Annotated in this window: 13 protein-coding genes; 8 read left to right on the plus strand and 5 right to left on the minus strand. The window is 36.1% G+C overall.

The features are described 5' to 3' along the window. Positions 1–14 precede the first annotated feature (14 nt). Complete coding sequence (gene allB, locus H3S88_RS01610) at positions 15–1,382, minus strand: allantoinase AllB (RefSeq protein ID WP_198227193.1); 1,368 nt, start codon at positions 1,380–1,382, stop codon at positions 15–17. A gap of 341 nt (positions 1,383–1,723) precedes the next feature. Beyond that, positions 1,724–2,359 carry an NAD(P)-dependent oxidoreductase gene (locus H3S88_RS01615; RefSeq protein ID WP_198227195.1) on the minus strand — a complete coding sequence of 212 codons (636 nt, stop codon included), beginning with the start codon at positions 2,357–2,359 and terminating at the stop codon, positions 1,724–1,726. Positions 2,360–2,548: 189 nt separating this feature from the next. On the opposite strand from H3S88_RS01615, the gene H3S88_RS01620 reads away from it, so the two are divergent. Continuing rightward, positions 2,549–2,893: a helix-turn-helix domain-containing protein gene (locus H3S88_RS01620; protein WP_086325988.1), complete on the plus strand. Its 345-nt coding sequence runs from the start codon at positions 2,549–2,551 to the stop codon at positions 2,891–2,893. Positions 2,894–2,939: 46 nt separating this feature from the next. Here H3S88_RS01620 and H3S88_RS01625 read toward each other — a convergent pair whose 3' ends face one another. Further along, the gene (locus H3S88_RS01625) at positions 2,940–3,152 is read right to left on the minus strand and encodes a hypothetical protein (RefSeq protein WP_198227197.1); all 213 of its coding nucleotides are present in this window, start codon (positions 3,150–3,152) and stop codon (positions 2,940–2,942) included. A gap of 622 nt (positions 3,153–3,774) precedes the next feature. Between H3S88_RS01625 and treR the strand changes: the two genes are divergently transcribed. The 3 genes from treR (at position 3,775) to treC (ending at position 8,087) form a co-directional block, all read left to right on the plus strand. Beyond that, a complete protein-coding gene (treR, locus tag H3S88_RS01630; protein WP_198227199.1) occupies positions 3,775–4,743 on the plus strand; it encodes a trehalose operon repressor TreR in 969 nt (322 codons plus the stop codon). Between the two features lie 170 nt (positions 4,744–4,913). Then, positions 4,914–6,341 (plus strand): PTS trehalose transporter subunit IIBC, encoded by a 1,428-nt coding sequence (gene treB / locus H3S88_RS01635; RefSeq protein ID WP_198227201.1) that lies wholly within the window; start codon positions 4,914–4,916, stop codon positions 6,339–6,341. Positions 6,342–6,416: 75 nt separating this feature from the next. After that, positions 6,417–8,087: an alpha,alpha-phosphotrehalase gene (gene treC, locus H3S88_RS01640; RefSeq protein WP_198227203.1), complete on the plus strand. Its 1,671-nt coding sequence runs from the start codon at positions 6,417–6,419 to the stop codon at positions 8,085–8,087. Between the two features lie 240 nt (positions 8,088–8,327). Here the strand turns inward: treC and H3S88_RS01645 are convergent, their stop codons facing one another. Further along, on the minus strand, positions 8,328–9,032 hold the full coding sequence (locus H3S88_RS01645; protein ID WP_039126532.1) for a hypothetical protein: 705 nt from the start codon (positions 9,030–9,032) through the stop codon (positions 8,328–8,330). A 425-nt stretch (positions 9,033–9,457) separates the two neighbouring features. On the opposite strand from H3S88_RS01645, the gene H3S88_RS01650 reads away from it, so the two are divergent. Continuing rightward, complete coding sequence (locus tag H3S88_RS01650; RefSeq protein ID WP_198227205.1) at positions 9,458–9,682, plus strand: hypothetical protein; 225 nt, start codon at positions 9,458–9,460, stop codon at positions 9,680–9,682. Continuing rightward, a complete protein-coding gene (locus tag H3S88_RS01655) occupies positions 9,669–10,094 on the plus strand; it encodes a hypothetical protein (RefSeq protein ID WP_198227207.1) in 426 nt (141 codons plus the stop codon). Before H3S88_RS01650 ends, H3S88_RS01655 begins: the two co-directional genes overlap by 14 nt. Positions 10,095–10,652: 558 nt before the next feature. On the opposite strand, the gene H3S88_RS01660 is transcribed toward H3S88_RS01655, so the two are convergent. Further along, the gene (locus H3S88_RS01660; RefSeq protein ID WP_370528575.1) at positions 10,653–11,885 is read right to left on the minus strand and encodes an RtcB family protein; all 1,233 of its coding nucleotides are present in this window, start codon (positions 11,883–11,885) and stop codon (positions 10,653–10,655) included. Between the two features lie 398 nt (positions 11,886–12,283). On the opposite strand from H3S88_RS01660, the gene rtcR reads away from it, so the two are divergent. Next, complete coding sequence (gene rtcR / locus H3S88_RS01665; protein WP_198227209.1) at positions 12,284–13,903, plus strand: RNA repair transcriptional activator RtcR; 1,620 nt, start codon at positions 12,284–12,286, stop codon at positions 13,901–13,903. Positions 13,904–14,049: 146 nt separating this feature from the next. Continuing rightward, on the plus strand, positions 14,050–15,447 hold the full coding sequence (locus H3S88_RS01670) for an RtcB family protein (RefSeq protein ID WP_198227211.1): 1,398 nt from the start codon (positions 14,050–14,052) through the stop codon (positions 15,445–15,447). The last annotated feature ends 92 nt before the right edge of the window (positions 15,448–15,539 follow it).

Consider the following 15,539-nt stretch of genomic DNA (forward strand, 5'->3'; position numbering starts at 1 on the left):
TTATGTCTTTATGATTAACGGCGAATAAATGTCCCTCTTGGCGTTAAATCAATACCAGAATCAATCTGATAAATGGTCTTTCCTCGTAACAATGTTTGAATGACTTGTGCACCAATTTCCCTACCCACATAAGGACTAAATTTATTGCGATATTCAAGATCTTGTTCTTTTAATACATAGTGTGAATGCGGTTTTATAAAGATGAGATCGGCATCTTTACCAACTTGAATAGATCCCTTAGTAGGTAAGTTGTATCGTTCAGCTGGATTTTTAGCGATGATATCGGCAAACTGCTTTAATGACATCCCACGTTTTTGTACCGCTTCATCAAAAAAGATATCCACATTATTTTGAACACCAGAAATTCCGCCCCAAGCATCAAACGCATTGGTTTTATTTTTTAAGTCATAAGTACAAGGTGAATGGTCAGATACGGCGGTAATAATGTGTCCAGCAAAAAGGTATTTCCATAATCCGTCTTGAGCTTGCTGATCGCGGATTGGCGGTGAACATTTCGCAATAGGTCCAATCGCATCTAATTGATCGGTAGTGAAATAGAGGTAATGGATACACGTTTCACACGTCACATTCACGCCTTCTTGACGAGCTTTGATCACCTCCTCAACCCCTTCGGGGCAAGCCACATGGCAAATGTGAATCGGGCAACCCGTTTGCTTAGCAAAAAAGATGGCTCGACGAATGGCTTCGACTTCAGTAAATACCGGACGAGTTGCTACATATTGTGATAATTTGCTTTCCCCTCGTGCTTTGGCTTGTTGCCCTAATATATCTGTAATGGCAGCATTTTCTGCATGGATGGCTAACACTTTACCTGTCTTAGCAATTTGGCGCATCCCTTCCCACAATGCATAATCATTTACATTAGCAAAATCACCGTCAAGATTTGGATCGCCACAGGTCGCCATAAAACATTTAAAGGCTGCAACCCCTTGTGCCATTTGTTCGGCAATACCATTATTGGTTAAATTATAAGGAACCAAGCCACCATAAGAAGCAACATCGACATAAAGTTTTCCGTCTCCAGCAGCATATTTTTGACGAAGTGTTTCACCGCTCGTTGTGGCAGGAAGTTGATTAAGTGGCATTTCAACAAAGGTGGTAACCCCCCCTTTTGCACATGCTTTGGTTCCTGTGACATAGCCTTCCCATTCATGACGAACGCCACCAGGTTCACTAATATGCACATGAACATCGACCATACCAGGACTAACAATTAAACCTTGAGCATCAATAGTTTGATCGGCTTGCCCCAAATCAGGACCAACAGCTGCAATTTTGCCGTTTTTTATGGCAATGTCGGTATGTGTTTCACCAGATTCGAGAATGACTATTCCATTTTTTATGATTAAATCGTATTGCATAACAGTTTTCCCTAATTAAATAACAATAAATCAGAAACAGTACAATTAATACAATTATGAAAGATTAATAAGAATATGAATGCAATTAACATGCCAATGAATCAAGTATTAAGCATCACGATTACGGCTTGATAATTCCAATGAGTGATGCACTAAAATGATCCAACGACGGGGGAGCAATATTATTCTTTGCTACATTTTTGGAAATTAGAATAAGATTGGATATTAGAATAGATAAAAGTCATCAAAAACTTTTGATATGTGCGGATTAAATTAATCGCCTTACATATAACATAGCGATTTGATTATAGACTATCTCAATGTAAGGCTTAATAAATAAATTATTCAGCAACAACCGTAAAACGTTGTTTAACATGTTTAGCATTTTCAGCTTCATCAACCATAGCGATAGCATAATCAGCATAGCTAATTTGGCTCTTACCTTGGCTGTTAACCATAAACTGCTCACCACCAGCGGTATAATGACCTGTTCTTGCACCATCAGCAACAAATTCAATCGCTGGGCTTAAGTATGTCCAGTTAACATTGTCACATTTTTTAAGTTCATCTAACGCTTTTGCCATATTCGTTGCTAACGGTTTAAACTCTTCAGGGAATTCTGGAGTATCAACTAAACGAACCGAAAGTTCTGGATTGACATATAAACTACCTGCGCCACCAACAACTAATAATCGGTTAGGTTTACCACTTAAAATATCAGTAAGATGTTTTAAGCTCGTTTGATGTAAAGGTAGTGATTCAGGTGTCCAAGTAGCAAAAGCATCGACAATAACATCAAAAGGTTTTAAATCATCATAAGTTAAATCAAACAGATCTTTAACCAACACATCAGCTTTAGGATCAACTTTAGCATCGGCTTTACGGACAATTGCAGTGACTGCATGACCACGGCTAAGCGCTTCTTTAACGATTAATGAACCTGATTTACCATTTGCACCAATTACAGCTATTTTCATTATTTACTCCTGTCATATTATTTAAGCTAGTATTCAATTTGATTCTAATATTGTCTTATAAACAAAAAAGTCTTTTGCTTAGTGAATGTTTTTAGATTAATATTCAAAGTATCTATTGTAAAGTAGGTACCACTGTGTAACATAGTATCCATTAAGATACTATTATTGAATTTAAAGGAATTATTAGTAATGTCATTAAATGAAAAATTACCACCTTGCCCTGTTGAAACGACATTAATGTTAATGGGTGACAAATGGAAAGTCCTAATTGTTCGAGATTTACTGACTGGCACAAAACGCTTTGGTGAGTTAAAAAAATCACTAAACGGTATATCACAAAAAGTCCTCACTTCACATTTACGCATTATGGAAAAAAATGGCTTAATCACCCGCAAAGTGTATCCTCAAGTGCCACCTAAAGTGGAATATACCTTAACTGAGGTTGGACAGAGCCTAAAGCAAGTACATGATGCGATGTTAGATTGGGGAAGTGTCTATAAATTAAAATATAGTGCGAGAACTAGCATAGCTTAATCTAAATTAGAAAAGGGTATATTTGCCCTTTTTTAAATAAATATGATTATCTATCCAATATTTGGCACCCAAAATAAAACTGATTTGGATTTGGATTTAGCTCTGGCATTAGATTTTTATCACGACCAATAATTATCGTATTTGCAAAAGGGTCTTCTATCGTTGGCAATGCGGTTTCTTTATAATACTCACCAATTAAGGTGTCTTTTAAATTATTTGGAATAATTTTGGTATTGATAGACTTGGCAAATTCATCCATATTACCTTTAACTATAGCTAAAAAGAGTGAGCCACTACCTCCCCAATATTTAATTCATGACTTTGACTGGTTGTGTAAAGTAATACTCTAAATAAATAAGCCCATCTTCATCTAAATTTTTGACAGTGAAATTATGCCGTTTTAGCTTTTGTACTATCTGTATCTCTGGCTCTCTACCATTAATAGCATCGGCTAAAGATAATCAAGTATTTTCAAATTGAGATTCTATGGTGTGATCTTTTTCCATAGCTAACACTGATGTCGATAAATTCAAGGTAAACAGCATGCTAGCTACAAATAAAAATGGCCATTGCATTTTTTACTTTTAATAACCTAAATAACATTTATCAATAATGATTTATTGAGCAAATCTAATTTTTTAAATGATATCTATCAAGAGAATAATTAATTTTAGTATGAAAAATTCTAATGTAATAATTAAATATATTGTTAAAAACCACATTGAGTGCTTTAATTAAAAATGATATACAACAATATATTATTTTTGTTTTCTGTATGAGGGATGAAGTCGTTTTTGCAAACACTTAATAGACATCAATATCGCTATTTTCTTCAATCTATATTACTATGATTTAATTGATTTTCGTATAATGATGTGATTATGAATGAGTTTTCTAACCATTTAACCATTAAAGATATTGCCAAATTGAGTGGCGTGAGCAAGTCAACTGTTTCACGGGTTATTAATCATGATCCTATGGTTAAAGAGACCACCCGTAATAAAGTAATGGCCATCGTTGAGCAGTATCAATTTACGCCATCTAAGTCGGCAAGAGCAATGCGAGGTTATGGAAACAAAGTGATAGGCATTGTTGTTACTCGCCTTGATTCAATGTCAGAAAATCAAGCTGTCCGCACAATGTTACCTATCTTATACCAGTCTGGCTACGATCCTATTATCATTGAAAGTCAATTCAGCGTTGATAAAGTTGAAGAACATTTAACCATGTTAAAAGAGAAGCAAGCAGATGGCGTAATTATTTTTGCTTTTACCGGGCTTGAACCTTCACTATTATCATTCTGGAAAAGTAAAAGTGTCATAATGGCAAGATCGTATCCTGATTTTACCTGTGTTTGCTATGATGATATTGGAGCAGTCACAACGTTACTTGAATATTTACACCAATCAAAGCACCATCAAAAAATCGGTTTTATTGGTATTGAGCAACATGACCAAACAACCGGTGCACTACGTTATCAAGCTTATATGGATTATTGCCAGCAAAATCAAATCAACCCAAATGCCTATTTAGGCAATTTAAGTTATCGTTCTGGCTATGAACTCGCACAATCAATTTTATCACACGCCCCCACAGCCATAATTTGTGCCACTGATGCCATCGCATTGGGCTTGAACAAATATTTACACCAGAATCGATTAGAACATATTACTGTGGCGAGCATTGGCAATAGTGAGCTACTTAATTTTCTTTTTCCTAATACGCTGACGGTTGAGCTTGGTTTTGATAAAGCGGGCACCTATGCAGCTAAAGAATTACTCTGTATGTTACAAAATAGCGCCTTAGCTAAAACCATAACCGTGCCATCCAGATTAATTTTTCAAGAATAAAATAATCCGTTAAAATTCTTTAAGTTAAATAAAAATTTGTGAGTTCAATCACAAATAGGGAACGTTCCCATTTATTATTAATCAAATTCAATTTATGCTTAATAAATATTAAAAAATAGCCAAACTATTGATAGAGCAAAAGCTAATGTTCTAATAACAAGGAGACTTTTATGGCTAAAGATTCAAAAAACCTAACCGAAGCGATAACAAAACTTATCGATTTAATAGGAGGAAAAGAGAATGTTGCCAGTGTTACCCACTGTTTAACACGATTACGGTTTGCTTTGGTCGATCCCAAAGCAGCGAATGTGGATGCCATTGAAGAACTCCCTTTTGTGAAAGGTTGTTTTAACAATGCTGGGCAATTTCAAGTCATTATTGGTACCAACGTTGATAGCTATTACAAATCGTTAATTCAGCAATTAAATTTAGATGAGGCAAGCAAAGAAGAAACAAAAGCAGCAGCTAAAAAGAATATGTCTTTCTTTGAAAGATTTATTTCTAATCTTGCTGAGATATTTGTACCACTATTACCAGCGCTAATTGCTGGCGGTTTATTGCTTGGATTGCGTAACATTATTGGTGAAATGCCAACCATTGATGATAAGCCTCTTATTCAAACTTATGCTTGGTTAGTGCCTATCTATAATATTCTTTGGCTACCTTGTGAAGCTATTTTCCACTTCTTACCGGTAGCAATTTGCTGGTCTACGGTGAAAAAAATGGGTGGATCACCTATTTTAGGAATTGTATTAGGCATCACATTAGTTTCACCACAACTGATGAATGCTTATGATCTTGGTAGCAAAATACCTGAAGTCTGGGATTTTGGTTGGTTTAGCATTGAAAAGGTTGGTTATCAAGCGCAAGTGATCCCCTCTATTTTTGCTGGTTTAGCATTAGGCTGGATTGAAACCCGTTTACGCAAAATCGTACCTGATTATTTGACGTTAGTGATTGTGCCAATTGTTGCATTATTGCTTTCTGTCTTTTTAGCTCACTTCTTGTTAGGTCCTTTCGGTCGTATGTTAGGTAATGGTATTGCCTACATCGTTAAATATTTAATGACGGGTGATTATGCTTTCATTGGATCGGCTATTTTTGGATTCTTCTATTCACCACTCGTGATTACAGGCATTCATCATACCACTTTAGCTATCGATATACAGATGACTGAAAGTATAGGTGGAACACCGATTTGGCCGATTATCGCCTTATCCAATATTGCTCAAGCATCTGCTGTCGTGGGTATTATTTTAGTGAGTAAAAAACATAACGAACGGGAAGTTTCAGTTCCAGCGGCGATTTCCGCTTATTTAGGGGTAACTGAACCGGCAATGTATGGTATTAACTTACGCTATAAATTCCCGATGTTATGTGCCATGATTGGCGCGGCTTTGTCTGGATTGATTTGTGGTTTATTCGGGGTGTTATCTAATGGTATCGGTGTCGGTGGCTTACCGGGTATTTTATCAATAAAACCGATATATTGGTCAATTTATGCCTTAGCAATGCTTGTAGCGATTGTCGTGCCAATCTTGTTAACGGCAACCGTTTATAAAATAAAACTCAAAAAAGGTACATTAGATATTCGGTAATTATCCATTAAACGTTAACCGTTCTTACAACAGAACGGTTAAAAAAAATCTTAAATTAACCATGAAGAGCAGACAATGAATAAAATTGATATCCCTTGGTGGCAAAACGGCACCATTTACCAAATCTATCCAAAAAGCTTTCAAGCCAGCCAAGACAGTTCTACAGGCGATCTGTTAGGTATCATCAGCCGATTAGATTATCTAAAAAAACTCGGCATTAGCGCAATTTGGTTAACGCCAATTTACCCATCACCACAAATTGATAATGGCTATGATGTTGCCGATTATTACGATATTGATCCAGCTTATGGCTCAATGGCGGATTTTGAGTTATTAGTCAAACAGGCGCATGAGCGCGGGATCCGCATTATGATGGATATGGTGTTTAACCATACCTCGACCGAGCATCCATGGTTTAAATCAGCCTTAGATAAATCCAGCCCTTATCGCTCATTTTATATCTGGAAAGATGCTAAAGCTGACGGCAGTGAACCCAATAACTGGCGCTCCAAATTTGGCGGTAAAGCGTGGCAATGGCATGAACAATCAGGGCAGTATTATTTACACTTATTTGCCAAAGAGCAGGCTGACCTTAATTGGGAAAATCCTCAAGTTCGCTTTGAAATTAAAAAAGTGTGTCAGTTTTGGTCAGATAAAGGCGTGGATGCTTTAAGGCTAGATGTGATTAATTTAGTCTCCAAACAGCAAGATTTTGCCGATGATAAAAACGGAGATGGTCGCTGCTTCTACACAGATGGGCCTAAAATTCACGAATTCTTACAAGAAATGAGCCGTGATGCCTTTCAACCTAATGACCTTAAAACCGTGGGTGAAATGTCTTCTACCACGTTAGAAAACTGCTTAAAATATGCCTCGTTAGACGGAAAAGAGCTAACCATGACATTTAATTTTCACCATTTAAAAGTCGATTATCCAAATGGTTATAAATGGGGATTGGCCAAACCTAATTTGCTCGAGTTAAAAAATATTATGGGCGAGTGGCAAAAAGGGATGCATGATAAAGCTTGGAATGCCATTTTCTGGTGTAATCACGACCAACCGCGAATTGTGTCGCGTTTAGGCAATGAAAGCCAATATCACAGAGAATCTGCCAAAATGCTTGCCATGTTGCTATATGGATTACAAGGTACGCCGTATCTTTATCAAGGTGAAGAGATCGGCATGACCAATCCGCATTTTAATAATATTGATCAATATCGTGATGTTGAAAGTCTAAATATCTACCACGAAAAAATAGCCGAAGGTATGGATGAAGCAGAAATTTTAGCAATATTAGCGAGCAAATCACGCGACAACAGCCGAACGCCAATGCAGTGGGATAATAGCTTAAATGCCGGTTTCACTAAGGGTCAACCATGGATTGAAGTGGCAAGTAATTATCAACAAATCAATGTCAAAGCCGCACTTGAAGATCCCGATTCTATCTTTTATTGCTACCAAGCATTAATTAAATTGCGCCAAGAACACCCTATATTCATTTTTGGTGATTACCAAGATTTGACCGCAAATATTACCGATTATTGGTGCTATGTGCGTAGTTGGAATAATCAGAAATTATTGGTGATAGTGAATTTGACCGATAAACAGGTTAAATGGCCATTGCCAAAAGAGTTACTGACACTTAAATGGCAACCACTGTTAAGTAATTATGCAAATAAAACCACAGTTGCATCTGAAATAACATTAAGACCTTATGAAGCGATGTATCTATTAAAAAAGGAATGATTAACCAATCATCCAATTTTTAACAATAGAGAGTTATAAAAGCGTGATCGACAAAAGATCACGCTTTTTAATATCATTATTTTGCCAACATCCAACTGATAAAAATCAGTTCACATCTTTACCCACACTGTAAACACTCTAAAAAGTAAAATTTAGAATAGAATTCACAATGAAACGGTATAGACTCCTGAATATTTTTTACAAGCAGTATGAATCATTAACTCTATTTAAGCTAAAATGCTATCCGTCGGTTTTAACCTCTAACCATGTTTGACGGTAACGTTGGCGACGCTTGACTTGGCAGTAATTTGCCAATGCCGCAAATCCTTGATGCGCCATTAGCCAAATAAAGTAGAGTTGCCACTTAGCTGCAGTATCAACACTAATACCTAACTTCTGATGAATCGTTTTGCAAGATTCACCTTCCATCAATAGATCAATGCAAGGCAACCACAAATGACAATGAGATAACTTATTAAGATGATGTGCTTTTAATGGATTAAACGTACGTCGACATGATCGACACCGAAAATTAAGGCGGTGACCGATACGAACGGTGTTCATCGATGTACAATGGGCACAAGGCATAACAGAGGTATTAAGTAGATCCGTGATCCATGACTTAAAGGCCTGAGCTTGTCGGATCACACCTTTAGGTACAGTCTTTTCAAGATTAAGTATTGTTTGATAAAGGGATGGTTCATGTAATGCGAGCAATTGCCTAATCACATTATTTCGCCTAAGTACAACTCGGGGCGAAAGACCAAGCTCATTGGCAATTAAACTATGAGGCTGAGCAATTAACGTCCATGGTGCAATGTCAATAAACAATGAAAAAGGCTTAAGGCGTTGGCATAACGGACTACTTGCAATTAATTCTGGTAACTGCCTCAAAAATCGATTAGCGACAGAATGCTGCTTAACAGGTAAAATTTCTCGATACATCGTTACCTCCTTATAACGGTACTAAGTCCTGTATAGATTTTATAAATAATAAAATCTAAAAAATGAACAGTTGGTGTTTTTTATACTAATATTTATGGGCTAATTTACCATTATCAAGCGATGGAATTAAATTAGAACCGTTTAACCAGTTTTTTCAAATAACAATTATTATGAAAATAACCTGATTATATGAAATAGACACTTAATTATTAGTAAAGCTAACTTACTTATTTTATTAATAAATTTTCACAAATTTAAGATTGTTTTTTTAAATCTGTTTCATATAATTATAATAAAACTGTTCAAATAAGCAACAAAGGCGTAGTAATGAGTAAGCAAATAGCGATTATTGGTGATATGACCACCACTGGAGGCAGAATTATTTCAGGCTCCGAGGACAGTTTTAATGGAAATCAAAGTATAGCTTGCATTGGCGATTATGCTTCACTCGCCAGCAAGCCATTAATATTGAACAACGAGTAATTAATGGAGATTATGAAACTCTTGTGTATGGTTTCTACTGTGCATGGGCTGTTTCATCGGTATTAAATGAATATGGATTAGACAAGCATTATTTATTTCCTAGCTCTTTAGAAGATGCGGTTAAAGAAATTGAAGAAAAAAAAGGATTATCCAATGAAAACCATTAATCTATTTATCATAGTGTTGTTTAATTTTATCGGAGGATTACTGAGTTACTCGTGGTGTTATCGATTATTTATCAGAAAATACAGCACGCCAGAATTATATTATTTAGTATTTTATGGTGTATGTTATTTCTGCCTTATTCTTATTTCAATCTGGATATTAAATAAAATAAAAAAACCTTTTGGATTGATAAGCATCGGCGTAATTATTGGGATTGTCGTTACTTTTATCTCATGGATGGTTACACCTTTTGTTTTAGGTAATTATCAAGGATCGGCTATAAATATTGAGGCTTTTTTTGGATATTTGCTTATAACTTCACTTATGACCCTCAATTTTATTATCTATCCAGTAATTTTATTAGGTTGTCATTACTCGTTTTTATGGATTGAAAAAACAGTTAAAAAGACTTAAGAGAAAAATTAATCAATGAAAACCATTAATCTATCTATTATAGTGTTGTTTAATTTTATCGGAGGATTACTGAGTTACCAGTGGTGTTATCGATTATTTATTAGAAAATACAGCACGCCTGAATCGCTGTATTTAATATTTTATGGAGTGTGTTACTTCAGTTTTATACTTATTGCATTTTATATATTAAATAAAGTTAATCGGCCTGTTATATTATTGGTTTCAGGTGTTCTCATCGCTGTCTTAATTAGTTTTATTTCATGGATTGTTAATCCATTCATTTTATTTGTTAATGCGGATCAATATTTAGAATTCGATCTCTATGATTTATTTATGTCATCACTTATGACCCTGAATTTTATTATCTATCCAGTAACTTTATTGTGTTGCCATTACTCGTTTTTATGGATTGAAAAAATGGCTAAAAATAGAAACGTTTAGATTTGCTATAAATAACATTGAGCTAAATTTAAATGGAAACAAGGTAATGATTGATATAATCAATCATTAACCTATTATTTTTATCATGATTATCGAGGATAGACTCCTCCATATAATTTATCCTTTCACACACACCACTTGTCGTAGTTGATGCATAATTTCAACCAGTTCACTTTGAGCGGTCATCACCGCATCAATATCTTTATAGGCCATTGGGATTTCGTCGATCACATCAGCATCTTTCCGACATTCAACGTGCGCAGTGGCTTTCATTTGGTCTTCAATAGTGAACATTCTTTTGGCTGCAGATCGGCTCATCACTCGCCCTGCCCCATGAGAACAAGAGCAAAAACTCTCTTCATTCCCTAGTCCGCGAACAATGTAGCTTTTCGCCCCCATCGATCCAGGAATAATCCCTAATTCCCCTTTACGGGCTGATACAGCCCCTTTACGCGTCACAAACACATTTTGCCCAAAATGATGCTCTTTTTGCACATAGTTATGATGACAATTTACAGATTGAATATAACTGGTAAACTCAATATTTAACGTATTTCTAATCGCCATAATAGTGTTATGCATCATAATTTCACGATTTAAACGAGCAAACTCTTGCGCCCAATTTACCGCCATAAGATAATCATCAAAATGTTCAGTCCCTTCAACAAAGTAAGCTAAATCATTATTTGGTAAATATTTATCAATAAAATAAGTCTCCATATCTTTTTTGGCTAATTTAATAAAAAATTCACCGATAGCATTACCGACCCCACGTGAACCACTATGTAACATAATCCACACTTGTTGATTTTCATCTAAACACACTTCAATAAAGTGATTACCGGTTCCTAGTGTTCCTAAATGACAGTAATTATTTGTTTTTAAGAAACACGGATATTTTTCGGTTAATTTCTCAAATCCCGGTAAAAGTTGTTGCCAATATTGATCGACAATTGCTGGCGCATCTTGCCAACTTCCCTGATCTTGACCCATATTTTTAGGCGTTGAACCATGTGGCACGTTTTTTTCAATCGCTAAACGTAAAGGCGCGAGATCATCAGGTAAATCAGACGCAGTTAGTGATGTTTGCACAGCCATCATTCCACAACCAATATCCACCCCAACTGCTGCTGGAATAATAGCGCCCAGAGTAGGAATAACACTCCCAATTGTTGATCCTTTACCCACATGGACATCAGGCATAACGGCAATGTGTTTAAATATAAATGGCAATTGTGCTGTTTTTAGTAATTGTTCTTTGGCTTCTTGCTCGACTGGCACGCCTTTAGTCCACATTTTTACTGGTCTTGAATTTTCATTTTTTATTACTTCATATTGAATCATTTTTATCTTCCTTTTAAATCTGGGTAAAATGCATTGCGCCAGTGGTAATATCTTTATATTGCTTAGATTGCACTAAAGAATGTAACCGTTTATCCGTTCGTTTATGACCAAAATTCTATTGCTACATTGCGCTATGAGCTCTTTAGTGCTGCTATCTTTTATCACCACAAAGTGACTTAATTATTAAATTTAAACCATCTCAACATATCTGAATATGCTTGCTTAGGTATGATTAATATTGCGAAAAGCGTGCCAATAAATGAAAAACCATAACAATTATTTTTTAATTATCTGTTTTTAAACAAAATAAATAATTTTTTTAAATAAAGATAAAAATTATCATAGTATTTTTAATACACATTTTTTATAATTTTATATATCGATTTATAAAAATATATAAAACCATGAAAAAGAATGTCGTATTTGGATTTTTAGGGAATGTATTAGATCAACGTGGTAAAGGAAAACGGCGTTGGAAGAATTGGCGACCGACTATTGATTTATGTCATCAACCGGATATGCCAGTTACTCGATTAGAACTGCTCTATTATCCGAACGATTATGATCTACTTTGTACAATCGTTAAAGATATTAAGATTTTATCGCCTCATATTGAAGTAAACCCCATTGAGGTAAACATTAATGATCCATGGGATTTTGAACAAGTTTATACATTCCTTTTTGATATTTCGAAAAACTACACATTTAATTCAGAACAAGAAGAGTATTATTTGCATATTACAACAGGTACCCATGTTGCGCAGATTTGTTGGTTTTTACTGGCAGAATCCCGCTATTTTCCGGCTAAATTATTACAAATGTCTCCTCCGAAAAAAGAGCCACTGACCGAAAATAATGAAATTGATAAAGACGATCTGATTGCGCTTACCCCTTGCGGGATAATGAGTATTATTGATTTAAATTTAAATCGTTACGATAAAATCCTAACCCGTTTTCAGCAATATGCTCAGCAAGCGACCGAGCTGTTAAAATCGGGCATCGCAACTCGTAACCGACAATTTAATCAGCTTATTGCCGAAATCGAACAAGTGGCGAGCCGTTCTCATGCGCCTATTTTATTATGTGGACCAACGGGCGCGGGTAAATCATTTTTGGCAAAACAGATTTATTTACTCAAACAAACCAATCATCAGGTCAAAGGACAATTTGTTGAAATCAATTGCGCCACGCTACGCGGTGATAGTGCAATGTCAACCTTGTTTGGTCATGTTAAAGGCGCCTTTACGGGAGCCAATCTTGCTCGCACTGGATTACTTAAAAATGCCGATGGTGGCTTACTGTTTTTAGATGAAATTGGCGAGCTGGGACTTGATGAGCAAGCGATGTTATTAAAAGCCATTGAAGAAAAACAATTTTACCCGTTTGGTAGCGACAAACCGATACACAGTGATTTTCAATTAATCGCCGGTACCAATAAAGATCTTAAATCAGCCATTGCCAATGGTGAATTTCGTGAAGATCTGTTTGCTCGAATCAATTTGTGGAGTTATCAACTGCCGGGCTTAGTAGATAGAAAAGAGGATATTGAACCCAATATTGATTTTGAATTGGCGCGCTATGCCAAAGAATATGGCATTATGCCACGCTTTAATCAACAGTCACGCCAAGCTTATCTTAAATTCGCTACCTCACCACAAGCCTTATGGCAAGGTAACTTTCGTGAATTAAACAGCTCAATTATTCGCATGGCAACCTTAGCACCGCAAGCGAACATTACCACTGAACAGGTCGAACAAGAAATTAAACGCCTAAGTCAAAATTGGACTTCTGCACAAAATAGTTATGATGACCTGATACCTAATGAAATTGATGAATTTGACCGTTATCAACTGGAAAAAGTGATCGAAATCTGCCAAAAAAGTAGTAGTTTATCAGAAGCAGGTCGACAATTATTTGCCATATCCCGAACCAAAAAACAACGCAGTAACGATGCTGATCGCTTAAAAAAATATTTAGCTAAATTTGGTCTGAGTTGGGAAAGAATACACAGTAAGAACGGATGATCTAATAAAAAATAATTTATCCGTTTACATTTTAATAAACTTTGGTCTAGAATACGCCCACTTTCCTGAATAGTGCTGCTGCAGGAAACAGTAATTATCTTCTCAAATTGAGAGGACGGTATTTTATTGTTTTCTAGGTGGCTATTATGTCTACATTTACCCGTTTACAAAAACGTTTATCCCGATGTGGGATTGAAACTCATTTTAATAATGATATCTATACATTTAATAAACAAGATATTACAGCACAAGTACTGTTACCCAATCCGTTACCTTTAGAAGAAAAAGCGGTTGAGCAGTTACTTGATTTTGCATCGGTAACAATGCCCAATAGTGACGGCAAAGTTTGCGCTGCAAGGGCTACACCGGACTTTCATCCCGGTGCGATTGCGCCTGTTGGAAGTATCGTTGCCACTACCCCTAATTTAATTATTCCTGCAGCGATAGGCACGGATATTAATTGTGGTATGCGCCTGTTTACGACAGGTTTAAGCCTTAATGAGGTGACTGAACAAAAATCAAAACTCATTGAGCAATTAAAACAGGTGTTATTGCATGATGAGCGCGATGTACCGGTTACACCCACATCTTTTCAAGCGCTCTTTGATGAAGGCCTTACCGCTTGGTTAGAAGCTTTACCGCAACAAGGTTTATGGAATAGTGTCAATTTTGATCGGCTAACGCATGAGATTAGTAAAATTTCTGGCAATGATCTACTTTCAGCCGATAGCCAGTATGCTCCCGAAGCCTTTTTTGAAAAACGAGCAATTATTCGTCCGTCAAGTTTAGGTACAGTAGGTTCAGGTAACCATTTTGTTGAATTACAAATTGTTGATGAAATTATTGATCGCCATGTCGCTTATCAATTAGGTTTAAAGAAAGATGCTATTGTGGTTATGATCCATACTGGATCACGTGATGTCGGTTTTTATATTGGCAAGCGTTGGCAAGATAAAGCCAAAGCATTATGGCCTGCTGATCAAAAATATCCTAAATCAGGTTTATTTGCTTTGACTGACAATCATGCTCAAGAGTATTTGCAAGCGATGGGTGTTGCTGCTCGTTATGCTTGGATAAATCGCATTGTGATCACAGAGCTGGTGCGTAAAACCTTTAACACACTCTTTAAGCAGGATGCGAGTCAATTATTGGTCGATATATCACACAATGTCATTTTTCCTGAAAATGGTATGAATATTCATCGTAAAGGCGCAACACCCGCACATTTAGGTGAAATCGCTTTAATACCCGGATCTATGGGGGATTATTCTTATGTTGCAATCGGAAAAGGTCATCCTGATTGGTTATGGTCTTGCTCGCATGGTGCTGGACGAGCAGAAAAAAGGCAGACGATGCGCAGTAAGAAATTGGCTTCAGATAACTCTTTATTGCCATGGCAATGCGTAACTTTAAAACAAGAGCGACTATTTGAAGAAGCGCCTGCTGCATATAAACCTATTACCCCCGTCATTCAAGCGCAAGAAAACGCTGGTTTGATTCAAACCGCCGTTAAACTTAAACCTTGGATAACGTTTAAAGTATGATATAAAAAAGATTTCAGTTTCTTTAAAAAATTGGGATCTCTATAGAGCATAAATAAAGATAATGGCTGATGTCATTATCTTTATTATTTTAG

This window comes from Gilliamella sp. B14448G11, assembly GCF_016101765.1.
Lineage (GTDB): Bacteria > Pseudomonadota > Gammaproteobacteria > Enterobacterales > Orbaceae > Gilliamella > Gilliamella apicola_N.